This is a genomic window from Macrococcus sp. PK, assembly GCF_022501545.1.
Lineage (GTDB): Bacteria > Bacillota > Bacilli > Staphylococcales > Staphylococcaceae > Macrococcoides > Macrococcoides epidermidis.
Genome location: NZ_JAEPRF010000014.1, coordinates 1 through 18,239 on the forward strand (window position 1 = coordinate 1; position 18,239 = coordinate 18,239).

Genomic DNA, 18,239 nt, shown 5'->3' on the forward strand with positions numbered 1-18,239 from the left:
GAAATGGCTATCTCAATTGAGATAGCCATTTTTATTTTGATAGCATACGGTTATATAGTCTGGGGTATAATATATAATAATTAAAATAAGATTGGAGAGAAAAATATGAAAATAACTCCTGAACAAGAAATTTACGGTTTATATAAAAAATTGTATGAAGCAATGATTGAAAGAGACACGGATACAATTGATAGTTTAATGATGGATGGAAGTGTATTAGTTCACATGACAGGTATCAGACAACCGAAAAGAGAATGGTTACAAGCGATAGAAGATGAGTCGATGAAATATTATTCTACAAAAGAAGAAAATATCGAAATTATATTAAAAGAGAAAAAAGCGACATTGGTAGCACAAAATAAAGTAGATGCAAGAATATATGGCTCAAGAAATACATGGCCGCTTGAATTAACGATGAGTATGGTGAAATTTGAAAAGGATTGGAAGATTTCACACGTTGAAGCCTCTACATATTAATTTTTTTAATATTTCTCAGTAAATATTATTGACAGTATTATGAGTTTATTATAAGATTGATATTGTCTTATTTGGAGGAATACCCAAGTCCGGCTGAAGGGATCGGTCTTGAAAACCGACAGGGGCTTAACGGCTCGCGGGGGTTCGAATCCCTCTTCCTCCGCCATTATTTAGACTAATTACATCGTTTTATATATATTAAATGACTCAATAAATTTTGAGTCATTTTTTTATATTCTGATATAATTATAGAATATTCAGAAAATTTATGAGGTGATGGGATGATTATTGAAGATATCGATATTAAACGACAAATTTCAAAGCTCAAAAAGCCGTTCAAAACTGCACTTCGTGAAACAGATGTGATTGAAAGTATCATTGTGTTTATTAAAACTGATATTGGGTCGGTAGGAGTAGGAGAAGCGGTACCTACTCCTGTTATTACCGGTGATACGGTTCAAAGTATTGTCGCAGCGATACAGTATTTAAGACCAAAACTCGTTGAACAAAAAGTATCGACAGATTTATTGCCAATAATACAGAAAGGTATTGTAAATAATACGAGTGCTAAAGCGGCACTGGACATGGCAATTTATGATTTGCTGGCAAAAGAAGCAAATTTACCACTCTATCAATATTTAAACAAAAGTGCTAGTGCACATAAATTAACTACAAGTCATACTGTAAGTTTGAATGGTGTAGGAGAAATGACGCATGATGCTGTTATGTATGCTGAAGAAAAATTCGAATCTTTAAAAGTGAAGCTTGGTAATGATGTCGATCTAGATATGGCGAGGATACATGCTATTCGCGATGTAGTGCCAGATTTAAAGTTAGCGATTGATGCAAATCAGGGATGGAGTAAAGAGGATACTTCCCGTTTCATTGATTATTTAAAGTATGAACATATTGAAGTAGATTGTATTGAGCAGCCGATGTATAGAAAAGATTATTTAGAGATGTCTAATATAGCACAATCAAGTGATATACACATTATGGCAGATGAAAGTTTGTTTGATGTCTATGATGCAGCGTTAATCGCAAAGCTTGGTGGTGTATCGTGGTTTAATATTAAGCTCATGAAGTCAGGAGGTATATACGGTGCACTTCAGATTCATCAAGTGGCACAAGCTAAAGGTATTCAGTGTATGCTTGGATCGATGATGGAGTCACATATAGCACTTACAGCAGCAATGCACTTAGCGCTCGCGCTTAATATAGAAAAGGTAGATTTTGATGCACCTTTTATGTTGGAAGAAAAAACAATCTCAGGCGGTATCACATATGATGGACCGAAAGTAAGTTTGAGTGAAAGAAACGGTTTAGGTATCGATAATGAAAAACTATTGGAGGCGTTAAGAGATGCAGAAAGTTTGTAATGTACCGGTAAGTACAGTATGGCGTAGTATAGGTAAAGCTAGAGATATCGATTCTGAGGCAACGGATTATCCAGTAAACATTCAAAAGTGGTTACTCAAATTAAATTTAGAACAGAAATTATCGTTTTGTGATGATTCTAGAATTGATACGCAACTTTTGTACGGAGAACCGCTTGAAGTGATTGAAGAGAGTGATGAATGGTGTAAAGTTGTGTGTGTGGAACAAGGATCAGAAAGTGATAGTCGTGGTTATCCTGGATTTATTCCAAAATCTCATATTGGTGAAATAGAAGTAACAGATAATATTCAATATGCACGTGTTATTGTGCCGAAGACATTAAGCTATAAAGAAGATATGCCTTTCTATGTGCTATCATTCAACACAACATTACCTATTAACTACATAGAAGATGATGATGTATATGTTAATAGTCCGGACGGTCAATTAAAACTAAAAAAAGATGCCATCGCAATACAGCAACATAGGGTTCCTGAGCAGAACCCAAGTTTTCGCGAACTGTATCGAGCATCTTCAATGTATGTTGATCTAGGTTACTTGTGGGGTGGCATGTCTAGTTACGGTTATGATTGTTCAGGCTTTGTTTATCATATGTATCGTCATCTTGGTTTTACCTTACCACGAGATGCACATGAACAATATTTAGCAACGAAAGCAATCGATAAACAAGATTTAATACCAGGAGACTTAGTATATTTCTCTGATGTTAAAGATATCGATAAAATATCGCATATCGGTATTTATATTGGCAGAGGGTTTATGATTCATTCACCAAATACACCGAACGCAATTGAAGAAAGAACAATTGAATCAGGGTTATATTCAGATATCTACGTCGGTGCAAGCCGCGTTTATGACTTTATTAATGATTGAAAATATAAACCCAGGTCATGGAATGACTGATGAATGAATTGTGTATCATCATAATCTGTTAAGACAACGAAGATAATTTCATTGTCTTTATATCGAACAATCCCTGCGTCGTGACGTACATTATCGAAGTCACCTGTTTTTGTTCCAAATTCTATTGTTTCATCTGTTAAATACATCAAAGTCTTATCTTTTAAAAGTTGCTGTTTCATAATTTGAAACATCGCTTTAAATTGTTCATGGGATTTTATGAGTGACAGCGTTTGGAATATATCGTGTGCAGATGTAAAGTTATCATATCCAAGTGCGCGACGCTCTGTATCCATCATCTTTCTTTGCAGTTTCGTATCACCAAGATTATTGCGCAGGAAATATGCATTTAAAGTATCCATGCCAATCCATTCAATCAATGTATTTGTTGCACGATTATCACTCACAATAATCATTAACGTAACTAAATCGTGAACAGTATATTCAGTTTGTGATAAATAAGGAGACACACCAGCACCTTCCACTTTTTCATCGATTGGGATGATTGTCTCTAAATCATGCAAACGCTGATCGAAGATATATAACATGATTGGTAATTTGATTAAACTTGCAGAGGGATAAACCTGCTTCTCATTGGATTTGTACACTATATCACCGTTCAATGACATTAAAGTGCTGCTGAAATTATTATGCTGCAATAATACTGGATTATTTTCCATATATTTCACATCCCCTTCGTTGCTTGTATATCAATATAATACAACTTTATAAAGATAAAATGTGTAAAAAAATAATATTTAAATAAAAATTTTAATGTTGAAAACCTTTTCAGAAAACCTTTATATACTTGTATAGACAGTGTACAATGAATGCATATTAAAACAAAGGAGTTGACCAGAATGGCAGTCAACAGACAAGAAGTAAAAGACATTATTGGTGCAATTGGTGGTAAGGATAACGTATCAGCAGCAACGCACTGTGTTACAAGATTACGTTTAGCATTAAAAGATGAATCAAAAGTAGATAAGGCAGCTTTAGATAAAATTAATTTAGTAAAAGGATCTTTTGCGGCGAATAACCAGTTCCAAATCGTAATTGGACCAGGTACAGTTGATGAAGCTTACAAAGTATTCGTTGATGAAACAGGTGTTGGTGAAAGTTCAAAAGATGATGTGAAAGCAGCAGCAGAAAAGATGAACCCGTTACAACGCGCAATTAAAACGTTAGGTGACGTATTTATTCCAATTTTACCTGCAATCGTAACAGCCGGTTTATTATTAGGTCTAAACAACGTATTAACAGCGGGAGGATTATTCGGTAAGCAATCTTTAGTGGAAATGTTCCCACAATTAAAAGATTTAGCAGAAATCATTAACTTCATTGCAGCAGCACCATTCATCTTCTTACCAGCATTAATTGGTTGGAGTGCGATGCGTGTATTTGGTGGTAGTCCGTTATTAGGTTTAGTACTTGGACTAATTCTTTGTCATCCTGGACTTGCTTCTCAATATTCATTAGGTAACGCAGAAACAGGTGAATTAACAAAGATTCCTCAATGGGATGTATTTGGTTTGATGATTAATAAATTAAACTATCAAGGTCAAGTCTTACCGGTATTAATCGCGGCGTGGGTTTTAGCTAAAGTTGAGAGATGGTTAAATAAACGTGTTCATGATTCAATTAAGATGTTAGTTGTAGGACCTGTCTCATTATTATTAGTTGGTTTCTTATCATTTATCATTATTGGTCCAGTAGCATTATGGTTAGGTACACAAATCACTGATTTCATTCAAATGATCTTTGAATCAGCTGGTTGGTTAGGTGGATTAGTATACGGCTTGGTATATGCACCACTTGTAATTACAGGTCTACACCATATGTTCTTAGCGGTTGACTTCCAGTTAATGAGTTCTCCGTTAGGTGGAACTTACTTATGGCCAATCTTAGCAATCTCAAATATTGCTCAAGGTTCAGCTGCATTCGCAGCTTGGTTCTTATATAAACGTAAAAAGATGGTCAAAGAAGAAGGTTTAGCATTAACTTCTGGTATCTCAGGTTGGTTAGGGGTTACAGAACCTGCGATGTTCGGGGTTAACATTCCATTAAAATACCCATTTATCGCTGCAGTATTAACAACTGGTTTAGTAGGAGCAATCTTCGGATCTCAACAAGTATTAGGTAAAGTTGGTGTCGGAGGTGTTCCTGGTATCATCTCAATCAATGATGGTTTCCGTGGTACATTCCTAATCGGTATGATTATTGCAATCGTCTTACCTATCGTATTAACATTAATCTTCTCAAACTTCGCTAAGAAAAAGATGGGTGAAGATGTAGCGGAGCCTATCGTATCAGACAAAAATATATAAAATTTCATAGTTAATAAATTAATCAACGAGCAACTTGTACTTACAGGTTGTTCGTTGTAAAATTATATTATCAAAAAAAACGTTAGGAGTTTTAATAATGGCAGTTACTGATTGGAGAAAGTCGGTTGTATATCAAATTTATCCTAAGTCATTTAACGATACGACAGGCAATGGTCAGGGAGATATTAACGGTATTATTGAAAAGTTAGATTATTTAAAGACGCTTGGTGTAGATTATTTATGGTTAACGCCGGTGTATCGTTCTCCAATGAATGATAATGGTTACGATATTAGCGACTATTATGAGATTAATCCAGATTTCGGTACGAAAGAAGACTTCAAGCGTTTGTTAGATGAAGCGCATGCACGTGGCATTAAGATCATGTCTGATATTGTTATCAATCACACGAGTACTGAACATAACTGGTTTGTTGAGTCACGTAAATCTAAAGATAATCCATATCGCGATTATTATATTTGGAAAGACGGGAAAGATGGACAGCCTCCGACAAACTGGGAATCAAAGTTTGGTGGTAATGCATGGCAGTTAGATTCTGTGACGAATCAATATTATTTACGCTTATTTGATGTTACTCAGGCTGATTTAAACTGGGAAAATGAAAAGTTGCGTAAAGAAATTTACGATATGATTAATTATTGGATTGACTTTGGTATGGATGGTTTCCGTTTTGATGTAATCAATTTGATTTCTAAAGCGGAATATAAAGATTCTGATAAGATTGGTAAAGAGTTTTATACAGATGGTCCGCGTGTTCACGAATTCTTAAATGAAATGAATCGCAATACATTTGGTGATAAAGAAGGATTTATGACCGTTGGTGAAATGAGTTCTACGACTTTAGAGCATTGTATTAACTACACGCGCGAAGATCGTCATGAATTAAGTAGTGTCTTTAACTTCCATCATCTTAAAGTAGATTATAAAGATGGTGAAAAATGGACTAAAATGCCGTTTGATTTTATTGAATTGAAACGTATTTTATTCGAATGGCAAGTTGGTATTTCTAAAGGTGGCGGCTGGAACGCAATCTTCTGGTGTAATCATGACCAACCTCGTGTTGTGAGCCGTTTCGGAGATGATTCTACTGAAGAGCGTCGTGTAAAAAGTGCGAAGATGTTAGCGATAACATTACATTTCTTACAAGGTACACCTTATATTTATCAAGGTGAAGAAATAGGTATGACCAACCTTTATTTGGACGATATTAGTCAATACCGTGATATAGAGTCTACAAATGCCTATCAAATCATGTCAGATAATGGGTTTACAAATGGTGCAATATTAGATATATTACAAGATAAATCACGAGATAATTCAAGAAGTCCGGTACAATGGGATGATAGTGAAAATGCAGGATTCACAACTGGCACACCTTGGATTGATGTGGCTAAAAATTATAAACAAATCAATGTAAAACAAGCACTAGCAGATAAAAACTCTGTATTTTATACGTATCAAAAGTTAATTGAATTAAGACATAACTTAGATATTATCACATACGGAGAGGTGAAACCTTTATTAGAAGATCATCCGCAAATTTTTGCGTATGAAAGAAAGCTTGATGATAAGTCTATCCTTGTATTAGCGAACTTTACAGATGAACCGGTTGATGTGCCATCTTCAATAGATATTGAAGGTAGCATCTTAATCAACAATGGAACATATCATTCAAATGTACTGGAACCTTATCAAGCAATCTCTATTCTTCGATAAACTTTCCGATTTTTTGATGCTAATTGATTCATAAAGTATAGGGGTGACATGGTGAACAGTAATAAGTATCGAAAGATTTATCAGGAGTTAAGTGGAAAGATTATTAATGATGAGTACAAGCATGGTGAACAGTTACCATCTGAGAACTTACTTGTAAAAAAGTATGGCGTATCACGTGAAACAGTAAGAAAAGCACTAAGTTTATTACAAACGAATGGATTTATCCAAAAGCTCAAAGGCAAAGGATCGGTTGTTATTTATGATCAATCATTGAACTTTCCAGTGTCACAATTGATTAGTTTCGAAGAGATAAAACAATCACTTAATATGGATTATCATACTGTAGTGGAAAGTTTTGAAACAGTTGTGGCAAAAGATCACCCGAAAGTACAGGAAGCGTTAAATATTAGTGAAGATACGAAGTTATTTAGAGTTGTTCGTTCAAGAAGAAAGAATGATCTTGTTAACATCGTAGATACTGATTATTTTATTCAAGAAATGATGCCAGCACTTTCTAAGGAAATTGCTGAACAATCAATTTATGATTATATCGAACGTCGCTTAGGATTAAAAATTGCATATTCTAATAAAGTAATTACGTTTGAACCAATGTCTGAATATGAAATAGATTTATTTGTAGAAGCAACACCACCGTATGCAGCAGTCGTGCGCTCAATTGTATATCTTGCTGATGCGACACCATTTCAATACAACGTTTCTAAACATAGAGCAAGTGAATTTAAGTTTGTAGATTTCTCGAGAAGAACGATTGGTAAAGAGAAGTAGAAGTTTATTGTTGCATTATATAGTTAGATTTAGTATTATAAATATTACCGTGCTAAGTGGGGAGGTAGCGGTTCCCTGTACTTGCAATCCGCTTAGGCAAGACCTAATCCCTTTGCCTCGGGTAACAAGTTGTGAGGTCTGACCCGAATACGTAGTGTTGAGAGATCGGTCCTAGCCAATATAAACCCATGAATCATGTCAGGTCCGGAAGGAAGCAGCATTAAGTGGTACTTTGTATGTGACTGGGGTAGCCGGTTTTGAGCTGTCGACTTGGGTAACGCTTGTGTTTGTTATTCAAAGCAAAGGTGCACGGCTTTAATTATAAATTAATAGAATTTTTATAGATGAACACGTCATATGGCGTGTTTTTTTATTTCATTAAAAATGATTAAAATTGTAAATATTGTGTAGTACTTGTAAATAATATGGATATTTTGTATCAATTTGATTATAATGAGGTAGATATCAATATTATTGAAAAAGGGGCGAATTTAATGAAAGTATCAAAGTTATATTCTACAAGTATCGCAGCTGCACTTTTATCGACAACAATTTTAACTGGGGTAGCGAGTGCTAACACAACACTAACAACACAATCTACACCAACTGGAGATACTTCAACTACGCCTACTGCTAAACAAAGTTTAGAATCTGCAGTAGAAAAAGCAAAAACTGAATTAACAAATTCTAAAACAATTTTAGGTGAGACAGATGCAACTTACAAGTCTTTAGCAGAAGCAATCACAAAAGCGGAAAGCTTGTTAAAAGCTACAGATACTAAAGATGAAGCATTTGCTGCAGAAAGCAAATCATTAGCAGAAATAACAACAAAAACAAAAGATGCGCGTTTAACAAAAACAGCTGCAGATGCTAAAGCTCTGAGTGATGCAAAAAAAGCATTGAATGCTGAAATTGACGTAAAAGTTTCAACAGATTCTAAACCGACTAAGTTAGTTGCTGATTATGTTGCTAAGAAGAAAGATGCGGTTAAAGTATATGGAGAAGCTACTTCTAAAGTTGAAGATGTAAATAAAGCAAAAACAGCGTTGGTTAATGCACGTGAGGCAGTCGTTCAATCGCCTAAAGTAATTAAATTATCAACTGGCACTGATGGTAAATTAACGATTAACTTTAAAACGGTAGACGGACGTACTGATTTCCCTAAATCTACTGGTAAATTAACTTCTACAGGTGTAGTTACTGCAGAAAAAGGCACAGACTATATTGAAGTTTATGATTTACGTGACTTAACAAAAAAATATCAATTAACTTTACCACAAGGTTTTGAAATTAATAATCCTGATAAAGTACCTGCAAATGCAGAAGAAATCACGAATATTGATTTAAAACAAACACCAGGTTACCAATTTGATGAAGCTTTAGTGACATTTACATTAAAGCGTGATGGCCAAGTGATTAAATCAGCGATTCCTTCATTCACTGTATTACAAGAGACTGGTTACGATAACCGTTATTCAGATGTAACGACTAAATTAACTGATGAACAATTAAAGGATATTAAAGCTTATTATTTAAAAGAAGGATATATTGTAGATCCATCTTCTAAATTTACATTCAGCAAAGATAATTTCTATCAAACAGCTGAAATTAACTTTATTAAGAAACCGGCTGAAATGCCTGTAATTGATGGTCCTGGCATGTCTTCATTCAATGGCTATCAATTTAAAGCGGGTCAAAAATATACATTACCTGTATATGTTGAGTTATACGAACAACCAAATAGTAATGTTCAAATGAATAATAAAGATTTCAATATTCAAGTAATGAGCGTTACACGCGCTGGAAGTAAAACAAAATTATCTGTTAAAGATAATAAGTTTACATTCTCAAAACCTGGTAGCTACACAGTTAAATTCGCTATCCGTGGTAAAAATGGAGAAAAATTAAGAGACTATAAAGGTAAAGAAAGAAGCTATATCTATGTTTCTAACACTGCAACCGTTGTAGACTCAGCACCTGTAATCTCTGGTGTTAAAAATACAACTTACAGCAAAAAGACATTCTCTTATACTAAGGGTATTAAAGCTTATGACTATGTAGATAAGAAATATGTTAAAGTAACATATAAAGGTAAGGTTAATCCAAGTAAAAAAGGTAAATACAAACTTTACTACTCTGCGACAGACAGCAAAGGTAACACTGCTAAAAAGACGCGTTATGTCGTTGTAAAATAATAATTTAAAGTTTTCAAGGCTTGAGGTTTTTCCTCAAGCTTTTTTTAATGCTTTTAATAGGACGGTTTTCCGTTCAATGTTATAATAAGATTACTAATTTTTGTTGGAGGGGACTCACTTGAGTTATCAAGCTTTATATCGTGTGTTTCGTTCACAGTCTTTCGAAGAAGTTGTGGGGCAGAAGCATGTTACGACAACTTTAAAAAATGCAATTCAGAAAAATAAAATCTCTCATGCTTATCTTTTCAATGGTCCACGTGGTACAGGGAAAACGAGTATCGCTAAAATTTTTGCGAAAGCGATTAACTGTACGGAAAGTGATACGGGTGAACCTTGTAATCATTGTCCGACTTGTGTGTCGATTACAAATGGAACGAATTCTGACGTAATAGAAATCGATGCGGCGAGTAACAATGGTGTAGATGAGATTCGTAATATTCGTGATAAAGTCAAATATGCACCGGGTGAATCCAAATATAAAGTGTATATTATCGATGAAGTGCATATGCTTACTACGGGTGCTTTTAATGCATTGTTAAAGACATTAGAAGAACCACCTGCACATGCCATATTTATTCTTGCGACAACTGAACCACATAAAATTCCTGCTACAATTATTTCGCGTTGTCAGCGATTCGATTTCAAAGCAATTGCTTTACCTGATATTAAAGACCACTTAGCATTTGTCTGTAACAAGGAAGGTATCGAATATGAAGATGCGGCACTTGAATTTATTGCTACGAGTGCTGAAGGTGGTATGCGTGATGCATTAAGTATTTTAGATCAGGCAATCGCATTTGGTGAAGCGAAGTTAACGTTAAATCATGTTTTAAATGTAACGGGTAGTGTCGGTCGTGAAGATTTAATGTCACTCATGGATAAAGTGATTGTACATGACGTTAAAGGTGCTTTTGAACAGTATCATCAATTACTTGCGGATGGTAAGGAAGTTACCCGTCTAGTAAATGATTTAATTTATTTTCTGCGTGATGTTATTGTGGAATTTGCGACAGATCAAAAAGGTGATGCTGCGATTTATTCATTAGCATTACCTACGATTTATGAAATGATTGATAAGATTAACGATACGCTAGTAGCGATGCGTTTTTCTGTCAATTCGAACGTACATTTTGAAGTACTGATTGTTAAACTGTCTGAGCTCGTGAAACAAAGTGAAGCGGCTGCATCTCAGCAAAGTGTACAAAGCAATGCTGGTACACCAGTGGTAGATACAAGTCATATTGAAGCGCGTATCAATGCTTTAGAATCTCGTATCAATCAAGGTGCTACTCAAGCATCAGCACCTCAGAAAACTAAGAAAGAGCCTAAGAAGAACAAGAATGCTTTCTCAATGCGTCAAATAGAAACAGTTCTTGATAATGCGAATCGTGAGGATCTAAGCTTCTTGAAGAGTAATTGGGCAGAGCTGCTTGCTCACGTTGAATCACAAGGCCAGCGTTCATTAGTGAGCTTGCTGAAACATTCAGAGCCTGTCGCGGCAAGTAGTACGCATGTGCTTATTAAATTTGGTGAAGAGATTCATTGTGATATGGTCAATAATGATGATGCAAAAAGAGAACAGATTGAAGCAATAGTATACACAATTATTAAAAAACAAGTTAAAATGGTAGGAGTACCAGATTCTCAATGGCTACAAGTTCGACATACTTATATTGAGAATAGAAAACAACCAAAACAGGAAGAGAAACCTGTAGAAGTTGATATTGTATCAGAAGCAGCAAATTTATTTGGTGAAGATGCAATTAATATTATTGATTAAACTTAGGAGGAAATGAATATGCGCGGTGGCGGAAATATGCAACAAATGATGAAACAAATGCAAAAGATGCAAAAGAAAATGGCTGAAGAGCAAGAAAAGTTAAAAGAAGAAAGAATTGAAGGGACAGCAGGTGGTGGTATGGTTACTGTTGTTGTTTCTGGACATAAAGAAGTACTAGATGTCATCATTAAAGAAGAAGTAGTAGATCCAGAAGATATCGAAATGTTACAAGACTTAGTATTAGCTGCAACAAACGATGCATTAGCAAAAGCAGATGATGTTACTGCACAACGTTTAGGACAACATACTAAAGGATTAAACATTCCAGGAATGATGTAATATGCATTATCCTGCACCAATATCGAAACTTATCGATAGTTTTATGAAGTTGCCTGGTATAGGTCCGAAGACTGCAAGTCGTCTTGCTTTTCATGTGTTAGATATGAAAGAAGATGACGTGATGAATTTTGCGAAAGCATTAGTAGACGTGAAACGCGAACTGACATATTGCTCAGTTTGTGGTCATATTACTGATACGGATCCTTGCTACGTTTGTAGTGATACAACACGTGATCGTTCTATGATTTGTGTTGTTGAAGAGACGAAAGATGTTATTGCAATGGAAAAGATGCGCGAATATAAAGGGATGTATCATGTGTTACATGGTGCAATTTCACCGATGGAAGGTGTAGGTCCGGAAGATATTAATATTCCATCACTTTTAACGCGTTTAAAAGATGAAGAAGTAACGGAATTAATTCTGGCAACCAACCCAAATATTGAAGGTGAGTCTACTGCAATGTATATCTCAAGACTCGTTAAACCGATTGGTATTAAAACAACGCGTTTAGCACATGGTTTACCTGTTGGTGGCGATTTAGAATATGCAGATGAAGTAACTTTATCTAAAGCGATATCTGGTAGAACAGAGATATAACGTTCATTCAAAATAATAAGCATCCTCAATCATTGATTGACGATGCTTATTTTTATATCTATTAATATTAATGCTTAAACTAGTCTTTTTCGAATAGCACTTGATAAAGTATCGACGATTATAACCATAATGATGATACCGATTAATATCATTCCAACACGATCCCATGTGCGTCCCTGTAGTGCAAATATTAGTGGGGTTCCAATGCCACCTGCACCAATTAATCCTAAAATAGAGGCGCTTCGTAAGTTAATCTCGAAGCGGTACAACACGAATGATAAGAAAGCAGGTAATATTTGAGGGACAACGGCAAACATTAAAGTTTTTGTTTTATTGGCACCAGTTGCCATTAAAGCTTCTGATGGTCCCATATCTAAATTCTCCATATCTTCAGCAAATAACTTTCCGAGCATTCCTATAGAATGTATACCTACGGCAAGTACACCGGCAAAAGCACCTGGTCCCACTGCTTTAATAAATAGTAGCGCCATAATAATTTCAGGGAATACTCGAATTAAACTCAAGAAAAATTTACTTACTTCAGATAAGAATCGATTCGAAATGTTTCGGGCTGAAAGAAAAGCTAGAGGAATACATAGTACAGCAGAAATCATCGTTCCTAAAAAAGCGATAGCAAACGTTTCTAATAAGCCGCGTAATAAATCTTCTCCTTCGGGCATGTAGATGTATCCTGTATCAGGGTGGATAATACCATTCCAGATATTTGATAAAATTTCAAAAGACTTTTCTTTAATTTCAATTTTAGGCATTCCACTAAACGCCCAAATATAGATAGTAAGTAATATTATGATAATAAGAACTGTACGAATAATAGTGGGTACGGATGATTTAGGTTTCAAATAATCGTAGTTTTTGCTCATAGTAAACGCTCCCTTACTCTCGTACTCACGTAATCGATGACCATAACAATAAACAAAGTGAAAATAATAATAGTTGTTACTTTTGGATATTCAAAGTAGCCAAGTGTCTTATCATAAAATAATCCGATACCACCAGCGCCTACTAAACCGAGTACAGCTGCAGCACGAATGTTAATTTCAAATGTAAATAATACAAATGAAAGATACGGCGCAATAGCTTGAGGTAAAACACCGAAAGTTATCCATTTTGATTTATTTGCACCAACAGCAGTCATCGCTTCTAACGGACCATCATCGATATTCTCTAAAGATTCATAAAATAATTTTGCCACAATACCGAATGATAATACGGTTAAAGCAAATATCCCGGGTAATGCGCCGATACCAAACACTGCAACGAATATCGAAGCGAGTAATAAATCTGGGATTGTTCGAATGACATTGAGCACTAAACGTACTGGTATATTAATCCACTTTGATTTAAATACATTACTTGCAGATAATAGTGCTACAGGAATAGCGAGTAATGATCCAAATGTAGTACCAAGAACCGCCATACGAATAGTGTCCAGCATCGGATCAACAATTTCTTTAAAGTAACTCCAATCTGGTGGCAACATTTCTCGTATTAAGTTCATCATTTCTGGCGCACCTAAGGCTAGCACGGACAAACTGAAGTTGGTCTTCCATCCGCTCCAGATAATCAATGATAATATCAATAGTATTGTAAATGTCGCTTTTATGTGACCGGTAGATTTGATATCGGGATTTTTCATTATTTAACCCCCATCAACTCTTCGTCTTTAATGTCTCTACCATAGATATGTGAAAATGCATTGTCGGTTGCTTGTTCTACCGGTCCGTCAAACACAACTTTACCTGCACGTAATCCAATAATACGTGTAGCATATTCCCTTGCCAAATCTACAAAGTGCAGATTAACGATAATAGTTATGCCTAGTTCTTGATTAATACGTTTTAAGTCATCCATTACTTGTTTCGTAGTAAGTGGATCTAATGATGCAACAGGTTCGTCAGCTAATATAATCTTTGGTTCTTGAGCTAAGGCGCGTGCGATAGAGACACGCTGCTGTTGTCCACCGGATAGTTCGTCTGCACGACTATATGCTTTTTCAACGATATTTACTCTATCTAAAGCTTCCAATGCAATTTGTTTATCTTTCTTCGGGAATAATCCAAGCACCATTTTCCATGTTGGATGATATCCCACACGACCACTAAGTACATTACGAATAACAGAAGAACGTTTTACTAAATTGAAACTTTGAAAGATCATCCCGATATTCCTGCGCATCATTAACAATTTATTGCCTTTTGCCTGAGTGATGGAAACACCGTCAATTGATATATCACCTGATGAAATTTCGTGTAATCGATTAATCGAACGCAATAAAGTAGACTTACCTGCACCAGATAGACCGACAATGACAATAAATTCTCCTTTATTGATTTCTAGATTGACGTTATCCAAACCAACATGTCCATTGGGATAAACTTTATTTACGCCTTTAAAAATAATTTGTGTCATTGTAATGCTCCTTTACAGAAAAAGCTAAACTCATCATTTGAGTTTAGCTTAATTTAATTATTCAAATTAAAGAAGGGGTTATTCTTTAACTTTTTTGTCGTACTCACGGATGATATCAAATTTAGAATCATCAGACTTCACATAACCTTCATGAGAATACACTTCACGAATGATTTTTTGACCTTCTTTATCTTTACCGATTTTGATGAAAGCATCTGTTAATTTCTTCTTCCACTCATCCGTCATATCTGAGCGAGCAGAGATTGTGTCATTCGGGATCTTTTCTGTGTACTTAACGATTTTAGTATCTTTAAATACGTTAGGTTGATCACCTTTTACGATATTACGTGCATCCTGGAAAGTTACTGCAACATCGACATCATCATTTAATAAAGAGATAACAGCTTGATCGTGTCCTTTAACTGTTGTAACTTCCATATCTTTTAGTGGATCGATATTTTCTTTCTTTAAATCAACTGCCGGGAAAACGTAACCTGCTGTTGAAGTTACATCCTGCATGGCAATTTTCTTGCCTTTCATATCTTTTAAGCTTTTAATATCAGAATCTTTTTTAACGATAAATTGAGATTTGTAGAAATCTACTAATTCTTTTGTCGGTGTACCGTCATCATTTACACCATAACGTTGTGCTTGTAATAATACCTCCGCTGCTTTTTGATCATGTGCTAATACATAAGCTGTTGGAGGTAAGAAGCCAACATCGACTTTTTTTGACTTCATTGCTTCAACGATTGTGTTGTAGTTAGTAGAAACTGAAACTTCTACTGGAATACCAATTTCTTTTTTAAGTAATTTTTCTAAAGGTTTTGCTTTTGCTTCTAATGTTTCAGCATTTTGAGAAGGAACGAACTGAACTGTTAATTTTTCAGGTGTGTAACCTTTACTCGCTTCTTTGCTATTCTCAGCTGTCTTTTCTCCACCACATGCACCTAGTACTGTTGCTACTAAAATTACAGGAACAGCTGTCTTTAATGTGTTTGTGAACATAGTTTTAAAGCTCCTTTGAAATTTTGTTTTTAACTACAGTACTAATATTAGCAGAAATGAGAAAAGAGAACAGTTAAGTTTTTGTTAATCCATTTACACTAAATTAACAAAACATATATTTTTTACATACATAAATATTATTCCTTACTTTGTGCCTTAACATATTTTCGAATTGTGTCGTACGACTTATCATTCGTTGGTGCATATCCATCATGAGAATATATTTCTTTAATAATTTTTTTAGATGCTTTATCTTTTGAAAGTTTGATAAATGCACCTTTAATATCTTCTTTTAATTTTTTATCTAAATCAGCTTGCACTGATATCGTATCATTTGGAATTTTTTTCGTTACAGCAATGATACGTGTTTCTTTTTTAACACGAGGATAGTCTTTCTCTAAATAATCACGCGCATCCTGGAAAGTTGCTGCGACATCCACTTCGTTATTGATAAGTGCAGTAATTGCTTTATCATGACCTTTTACCATCACTGTTTTTAAATCTTTTTCGATATCTATGCCTTTATCTTGTAATAATCCAACTGGATAAAGATAACCTGATGTTGAAGTAGATTCCTGTAATGCGATGCGTTTATTTTTGATATCTTCAATATTCTTGATTTTACTATCACGATTAACAACAAATTGCCCTCTGTAATAGTCTGTAACTGATTTTTTACCATTTACTTCAGTTTCGTGGAGTGATTTTAGAATCACATCTGCAGCGCCCTGGTCGTGAGCCATAACATATGCAGTAGGTGGTAAGAAAGCAACATCAGCTTGTTTAGAACGCATTGCTTCTACTATAGTATTATAGCTTGTGGCGATCGATACTTTTACAGGCATATTCAGTTCTTTAGATAGTAGTTTACCTAACGGCTTTGCTTTTGCTTCCAAAGTTTCGGCATTTTGAGAAGGTACAAACTGAACCTTTAATGTTTTTGGGTGATAGGTTTCTTGCGTTTCGTTGTTACTACATCCAAATAGGACTAAAATAAGTAACGGTAATAATAAATATTTTTTCATTGATTTGCTCCTCGAGTTTAATTGATATATTTTTATTGCTATTTTAATGTATTAGAAAATTGTTGCTTCTACAATAAGAAATTTTCTATATAGCCTGTTATAATTATTAAATATAATGAGGTGAATAAAATGACAACTGGATTAGTATTAGAAGGCGGCGGTATGAGAGGGATATATACTGCAGGAGTATTAGACTGTTTTTTAGAACATGATATTCAATTTAATTATGTAATCGGTGTTTCAGCTGGGGGAAACATGGCAGCATCTTATCTTTCTAAACAGAAAGGAAGAAATAAGAAAGCATCTTTAGATTTTTTAGATGATAAACGTTACTTATCTTTTTCTAACTATATAAAGAATAAAGAGATGTTTGGAATGGATTTTATCTTTGATGAAATCCCGAGAGAGCATGTGCCGTTTAATATGGAAGACTTTCTTCAATATAAAGGCGAATATGTCATTGCGTGCACAAACTGTGAAACAGGAGAAACGGAATACTTTAATAAAGCATATTTAAGGAAAGACTTAATGACGATTCTGCGTGCATCAAGTTCATTACCGCTAATGGCACCCATTGTAGAATACGATGGTAAGAAGCTACTGGATGGTGGTGTTACAGACCCGATACCTTTAAGAAAAGCACAACGTGATGGCATGACCAATAATGTTGTTGTACTTACGAGACCGAAAGGATATATAAAACGTTCGAGTCGACTTTCTAAATACTTTAAAGTGAAGGGTTATAAGAAAGTAGATGAAGCGATGCAAAAACGTCCTGCAGTTTATAATGAAACACTGCAATATGTCGATAACCAGGAAAAGAATGGTCATGCAATTGTAATTCGTCCATCTAAAGATTTAAAAGTTGATCGTATGGAAAAGAATCGAGATAAGCTTTCAGCAATGTATGATTTAGGTTATCAAGATGCTTTAGAACAACTGCCGAAGATAAAAGAATGGCTTAATACAAAAGAAAATTAAAAAAAGTTTAAAAAAAGCAGCAAAAGTGTAATTTTTATGCTTGTTATAGTGTTTGAAACCCTGTATAGTTATATCTTGTCCGGTAGAGATAACTCATACGGGGCAAGCACTTCGAAAGACAACAAAAAACTTTTTTAAAAAAGTTGTTGACTTTCAAAACACAAGAGAGTATAATTAAATCTTGTGAGACAGAAAGACGAACACAATGAACATTGAAAACTGAATGACAATATGTCAACGTTAATTCCAATAATTTGAGT

Annotated in this window: 17 protein-coding genes, 1 tRNA gene and 1 other RNA gene; 13 read left to right on the forward strand and 6 right to left on the reverse strand. The window is 34.8% G+C overall.

The annotated features are described in order from the left end of the window. The first annotated feature begins 105 nt into the window (after positions 1-105). The 4 genes from JJJ02_RS08930 to JJJ02_RS08945 all read left to right on the forward strand — a co-directional run bounded on the left by JJJ02_RS08930 (position 106) and on the right by JJJ02_RS08945 (position 2,748). On the forward strand, positions 106-477 hold the full coding sequence (locus JJJ02_RS08930; protein WP_240838544.1) for a nuclear transport factor 2 family protein: 372 nt from the start codon (positions 106-108) through the stop codon (positions 475-477). Positions 478-550: 73 nt separating this feature from the next. Then, a tRNA-Ser gene (locus tag JJJ02_RS08935) sits at positions 551-643 on the forward strand. A gap of 115 nt (positions 644-758) precedes the next feature. Then, positions 759-1,856, forward strand: coding sequence for a dipeptide epimerase (locus tag JJJ02_RS08940; protein WP_239242233.1), 1,098 nt, complete (start codon positions 759-761; stop codon positions 1,854-1,856). Then, a complete protein-coding gene (locus JJJ02_RS08945) occupies positions 1,840-2,748 on the forward strand; it encodes a C40 family peptidase (RefSeq protein ID WP_239242234.1) in 909 nt (302 codons plus the stop codon). Before JJJ02_RS08940 ends, JJJ02_RS08945 begins: the two co-directional genes overlap by 17 nt. On the opposite strand, the gene JJJ02_RS08950 is transcribed toward JJJ02_RS08945, so the two are convergent. Further along, complete coding sequence (locus JJJ02_RS08950; RefSeq protein ID WP_239242235.1) at positions 2,727-3,455, reverse strand: serine hydrolase; 729 nt, start codon at positions 3,453-3,455, stop codon at positions 2,727-2,729. The two genes, JJJ02_RS08945 and JJJ02_RS08950, sit on opposite strands and share 22 nt — an antisense overlap. 180 nt (positions 3,456-3,635) lie before the next feature. On the opposite strand from JJJ02_RS08950, the gene treP reads away from it, so the two are divergent. The 8 genes from treP to recR all read left to right on the forward strand — a co-directional run bounded on the left by treP (position 3,636) and on the right by recR (position 12,535). Continuing rightward, a complete protein-coding gene (treP, locus tag JJJ02_RS08955; RefSeq protein WP_240838546.1) occupies positions 3,636-5,102 on the forward strand; it encodes a PTS system trehalose-specific EIIBC component in 1,467 nt (488 codons plus the stop codon). A 97-nt stretch (positions 5,103-5,199) separates the two neighbouring features. Then, complete coding sequence (treC, locus tag JJJ02_RS08960) at positions 5,200-6,837, forward strand: alpha,alpha-phosphotrehalase (protein ID WP_239242237.1); 1,638 nt, start codon at positions 5,200-5,202, stop codon at positions 6,835-6,837. Positions 6,838-6,885: 48 nt separating this feature from the next. Then, complete coding sequence (gene treR / locus JJJ02_RS08965; RefSeq protein WP_239242238.1) at positions 6,886-7,623, forward strand: trehalose operon repressor; 738 nt, start codon at positions 6,886-6,888, stop codon at positions 7,621-7,623. Positions 7,624-7,670: 47 nt separating this feature from the next. Continuing rightward, an RNA gene (ffs, locus tag JJJ02_RS08970) (signal recognition particle sRNA large type) lies at positions 7,671-7,936 on the forward strand. Positions 7,937-8,117: 181 nt separating this feature from the next. Then, entirely contained in the window at positions 8,118-9,818 is a 1,701-nt protein-coding gene (locus JJJ02_RS08975) for an immunoglobulin-like domain-containing protein (RefSeq protein ID WP_239242239.1), read from the forward strand. Between the two features lie 118 nt (positions 9,819-9,936). Continuing rightward, complete coding sequence (gene dnaX, locus JJJ02_RS08980) at positions 9,937-11,598, forward strand: DNA polymerase III subunit gamma/tau (RefSeq protein WP_240838559.1); 1,662 nt, start codon at positions 9,937-9,939, stop codon at positions 11,596-11,598. A gap of 18 nt (positions 11,599-11,616) precedes the next feature. Next, a complete protein-coding gene (locus JJJ02_RS08985) occupies positions 11,617-11,937 on the forward strand; it encodes a YbaB/EbfC family nucleoid-associated protein (RefSeq protein ID WP_096077802.1) in 321 nt (106 codons plus the stop codon). Position 11,938: 1 nt separating this feature from the next. After that, entirely contained in the window at positions 11,939-12,535 is a 597-nt protein-coding gene (gene recR / locus JJJ02_RS08990; protein WP_096077803.1) for a recombination mediator RecR, read from the forward strand. Between the two features lie 74 nt (positions 12,536-12,609). Here the strand turns inward: recR and phnE (JJJ02_RS08995) are convergent, their stop codons facing one another. The 5 genes from phnE (JJJ02_RS08995) to JJJ02_RS09015 all read right to left on the reverse strand — a co-directional run bounded on the left by phnE (JJJ02_RS08995) (position 12,610) and on the right by JJJ02_RS09015 (position 16,998). Next, on the reverse strand, positions 12,610-13,416 hold the full coding sequence (gene phnE, locus JJJ02_RS08995; RefSeq protein ID WP_111717008.1) for a phosphonate ABC transporter, permease protein PhnE: 807 nt from the start codon (positions 13,414-13,416) through the stop codon (positions 12,610-12,612). Further along, complete coding sequence (phnE, locus tag JJJ02_RS09000; protein ID WP_239242241.1) at positions 13,413-14,192, reverse strand: phosphonate ABC transporter, permease protein PhnE; 780 nt, start codon at positions 14,190-14,192, stop codon at positions 13,413-13,415. Before phnE (JJJ02_RS09000) ends, phnE (JJJ02_RS08995) begins: the two co-directional genes overlap by 4 nt. Next, entirely contained in the window at positions 14,192-14,965 is a 774-nt protein-coding gene (gene phnC / locus JJJ02_RS09005) for a phosphonate ABC transporter ATP-binding protein (protein WP_111717012.1), read from the reverse strand. The genes phnE (JJJ02_RS09000) and phnC overlap by 1 nt, the downstream gene beginning before the upstream one ends. 78 nt (positions 14,966-15,043) lie before the next feature. Beyond that, positions 15,044-15,973 carry a phosphate/phosphite/phosphonate ABC transporter substrate-binding protein gene (locus JJJ02_RS09010; RefSeq protein ID WP_111717013.1) on the reverse strand — a complete coding sequence of 310 codons (930 nt, stop codon included), beginning with the start codon at positions 15,971-15,973 and terminating at the stop codon, positions 15,044-15,046. A gap of 137 nt (positions 15,974-16,110) precedes the next feature. After that, positions 16,111-16,998 carry a phosphate/phosphite/phosphonate ABC transporter substrate-binding protein gene (locus JJJ02_RS09015; RefSeq protein WP_111717015.1) on the reverse strand — a complete coding sequence of 296 codons (888 nt, stop codon included), beginning with the start codon at positions 16,996-16,998 and terminating at the stop codon, positions 16,111-16,113. 129 nt (positions 16,999-17,127) lie between these two features. Between JJJ02_RS09015 and JJJ02_RS09020 the strand changes: the two genes are divergently transcribed. Next, a complete protein-coding gene (locus JJJ02_RS09020; RefSeq protein ID WP_240838561.1) occupies positions 17,128-17,979 on the forward strand; it encodes a patatin-like phospholipase family protein in 852 nt (283 codons plus the stop codon). The last annotated feature ends 260 nt before the right edge of the window (positions 17,980-18,239 follow it).

Excerpts from the sequence above, each read along its gene's own strand:
- JJJ02_RS08930 (WP_240838544.1), top strand. The coding sequence starts at position 106 with ATGAAAATAACTCCTGAACAAGAAATTTACGGTTTATATAAAAAATTG.
- JJJ02_RS08940 (WP_239242233.1), top strand. The coding sequence starts at position 759 with ATGATTATTGAAGATATCGATATTAAACGACAAATTTCAAAGCTCAAA.
- JJJ02_RS08945 (WP_239242234.1), top strand. The coding sequence starts at position 1,840 with ATGCAGAAAGTTTGTAATGTACCGGTAAGTACAGTATGGCGTAGTATA.
- JJJ02_RS08950 (WP_239242235.1), bottom strand. The coding sequence starts at position 3,455 with ATGGAAAATAATCCAGTATTATTGCAGCATAATAATTTCAGCAGCACT.
- treP (WP_240838546.1), top strand. The coding sequence starts at position 3,636 with ATGGCAGTCAACAGACAAGAAGTAAAAGACATTATTGGTGCAATTGGT.
- treC (WP_239242237.1), top strand. The coding sequence starts at position 5,200 with ATGGCAGTTACTGATTGGAGAAAGTCGGTTGTATATCAAATTTATCCT.
- treR (WP_239242238.1), top strand. The coding sequence starts at position 6,886 with ATGGTGAACAGTAATAAGTATCGAAAGATTTATCAGGAGTTAAGTGGA.
- JJJ02_RS08975 (WP_239242239.1), top strand. The coding sequence starts at position 8,118 with ATGAAAGTATCAAAGTTATATTCTACAAGTATCGCAGCTGCACTTTTA.
- JJJ02_RS08985 (WP_096077802.1), top strand. The coding sequence starts at position 11,617 with ATGCGCGGTGGCGGAAATATGCAACAAATGATGAAACAAATGCAAAAG.
- recR (WP_096077803.1), top strand. The coding sequence starts at position 11,939 with ATGCATTATCCTGCACCAATATCGAAACTTATCGATAGTTTTATGAAG.
- phnE (WP_111717008.1), bottom strand. The coding sequence starts at position 13,416 with ATGAGCAAAAACTACGATTATTTGAAACCTAAATCATCCGTACCCACT.
- phnE (WP_239242241.1), bottom strand. The coding sequence starts at position 14,192 with ATGAAAAATCCCGATATCAAATCTACCGGTCACATAAAAGCGACATTT.
- phnC (WP_111717012.1), bottom strand. The coding sequence starts at position 14,965 with ATGACACAAATTATTTTTAAAGGCGTAAATAAAGTTTATCCCAATGGA.
- JJJ02_RS09010 (WP_111717013.1), bottom strand. The coding sequence starts at position 15,973 with ATGTTCACAAACACATTAAAGACAGCTGTTCCTGTAATTTTAGTAGCA.
- JJJ02_RS09015 (WP_111717015.1), bottom strand. The coding sequence starts at position 16,998 with ATGAAAAAATATTTATTATTACCGTTACTTATTTTAGTCCTATTTGGA.
- JJJ02_RS09020 (WP_240838561.1), top strand. The coding sequence starts at position 17,128 with ATGACAACTGGATTAGTATTAGAAGGCGGCGGTATGAGAGGGATATAT.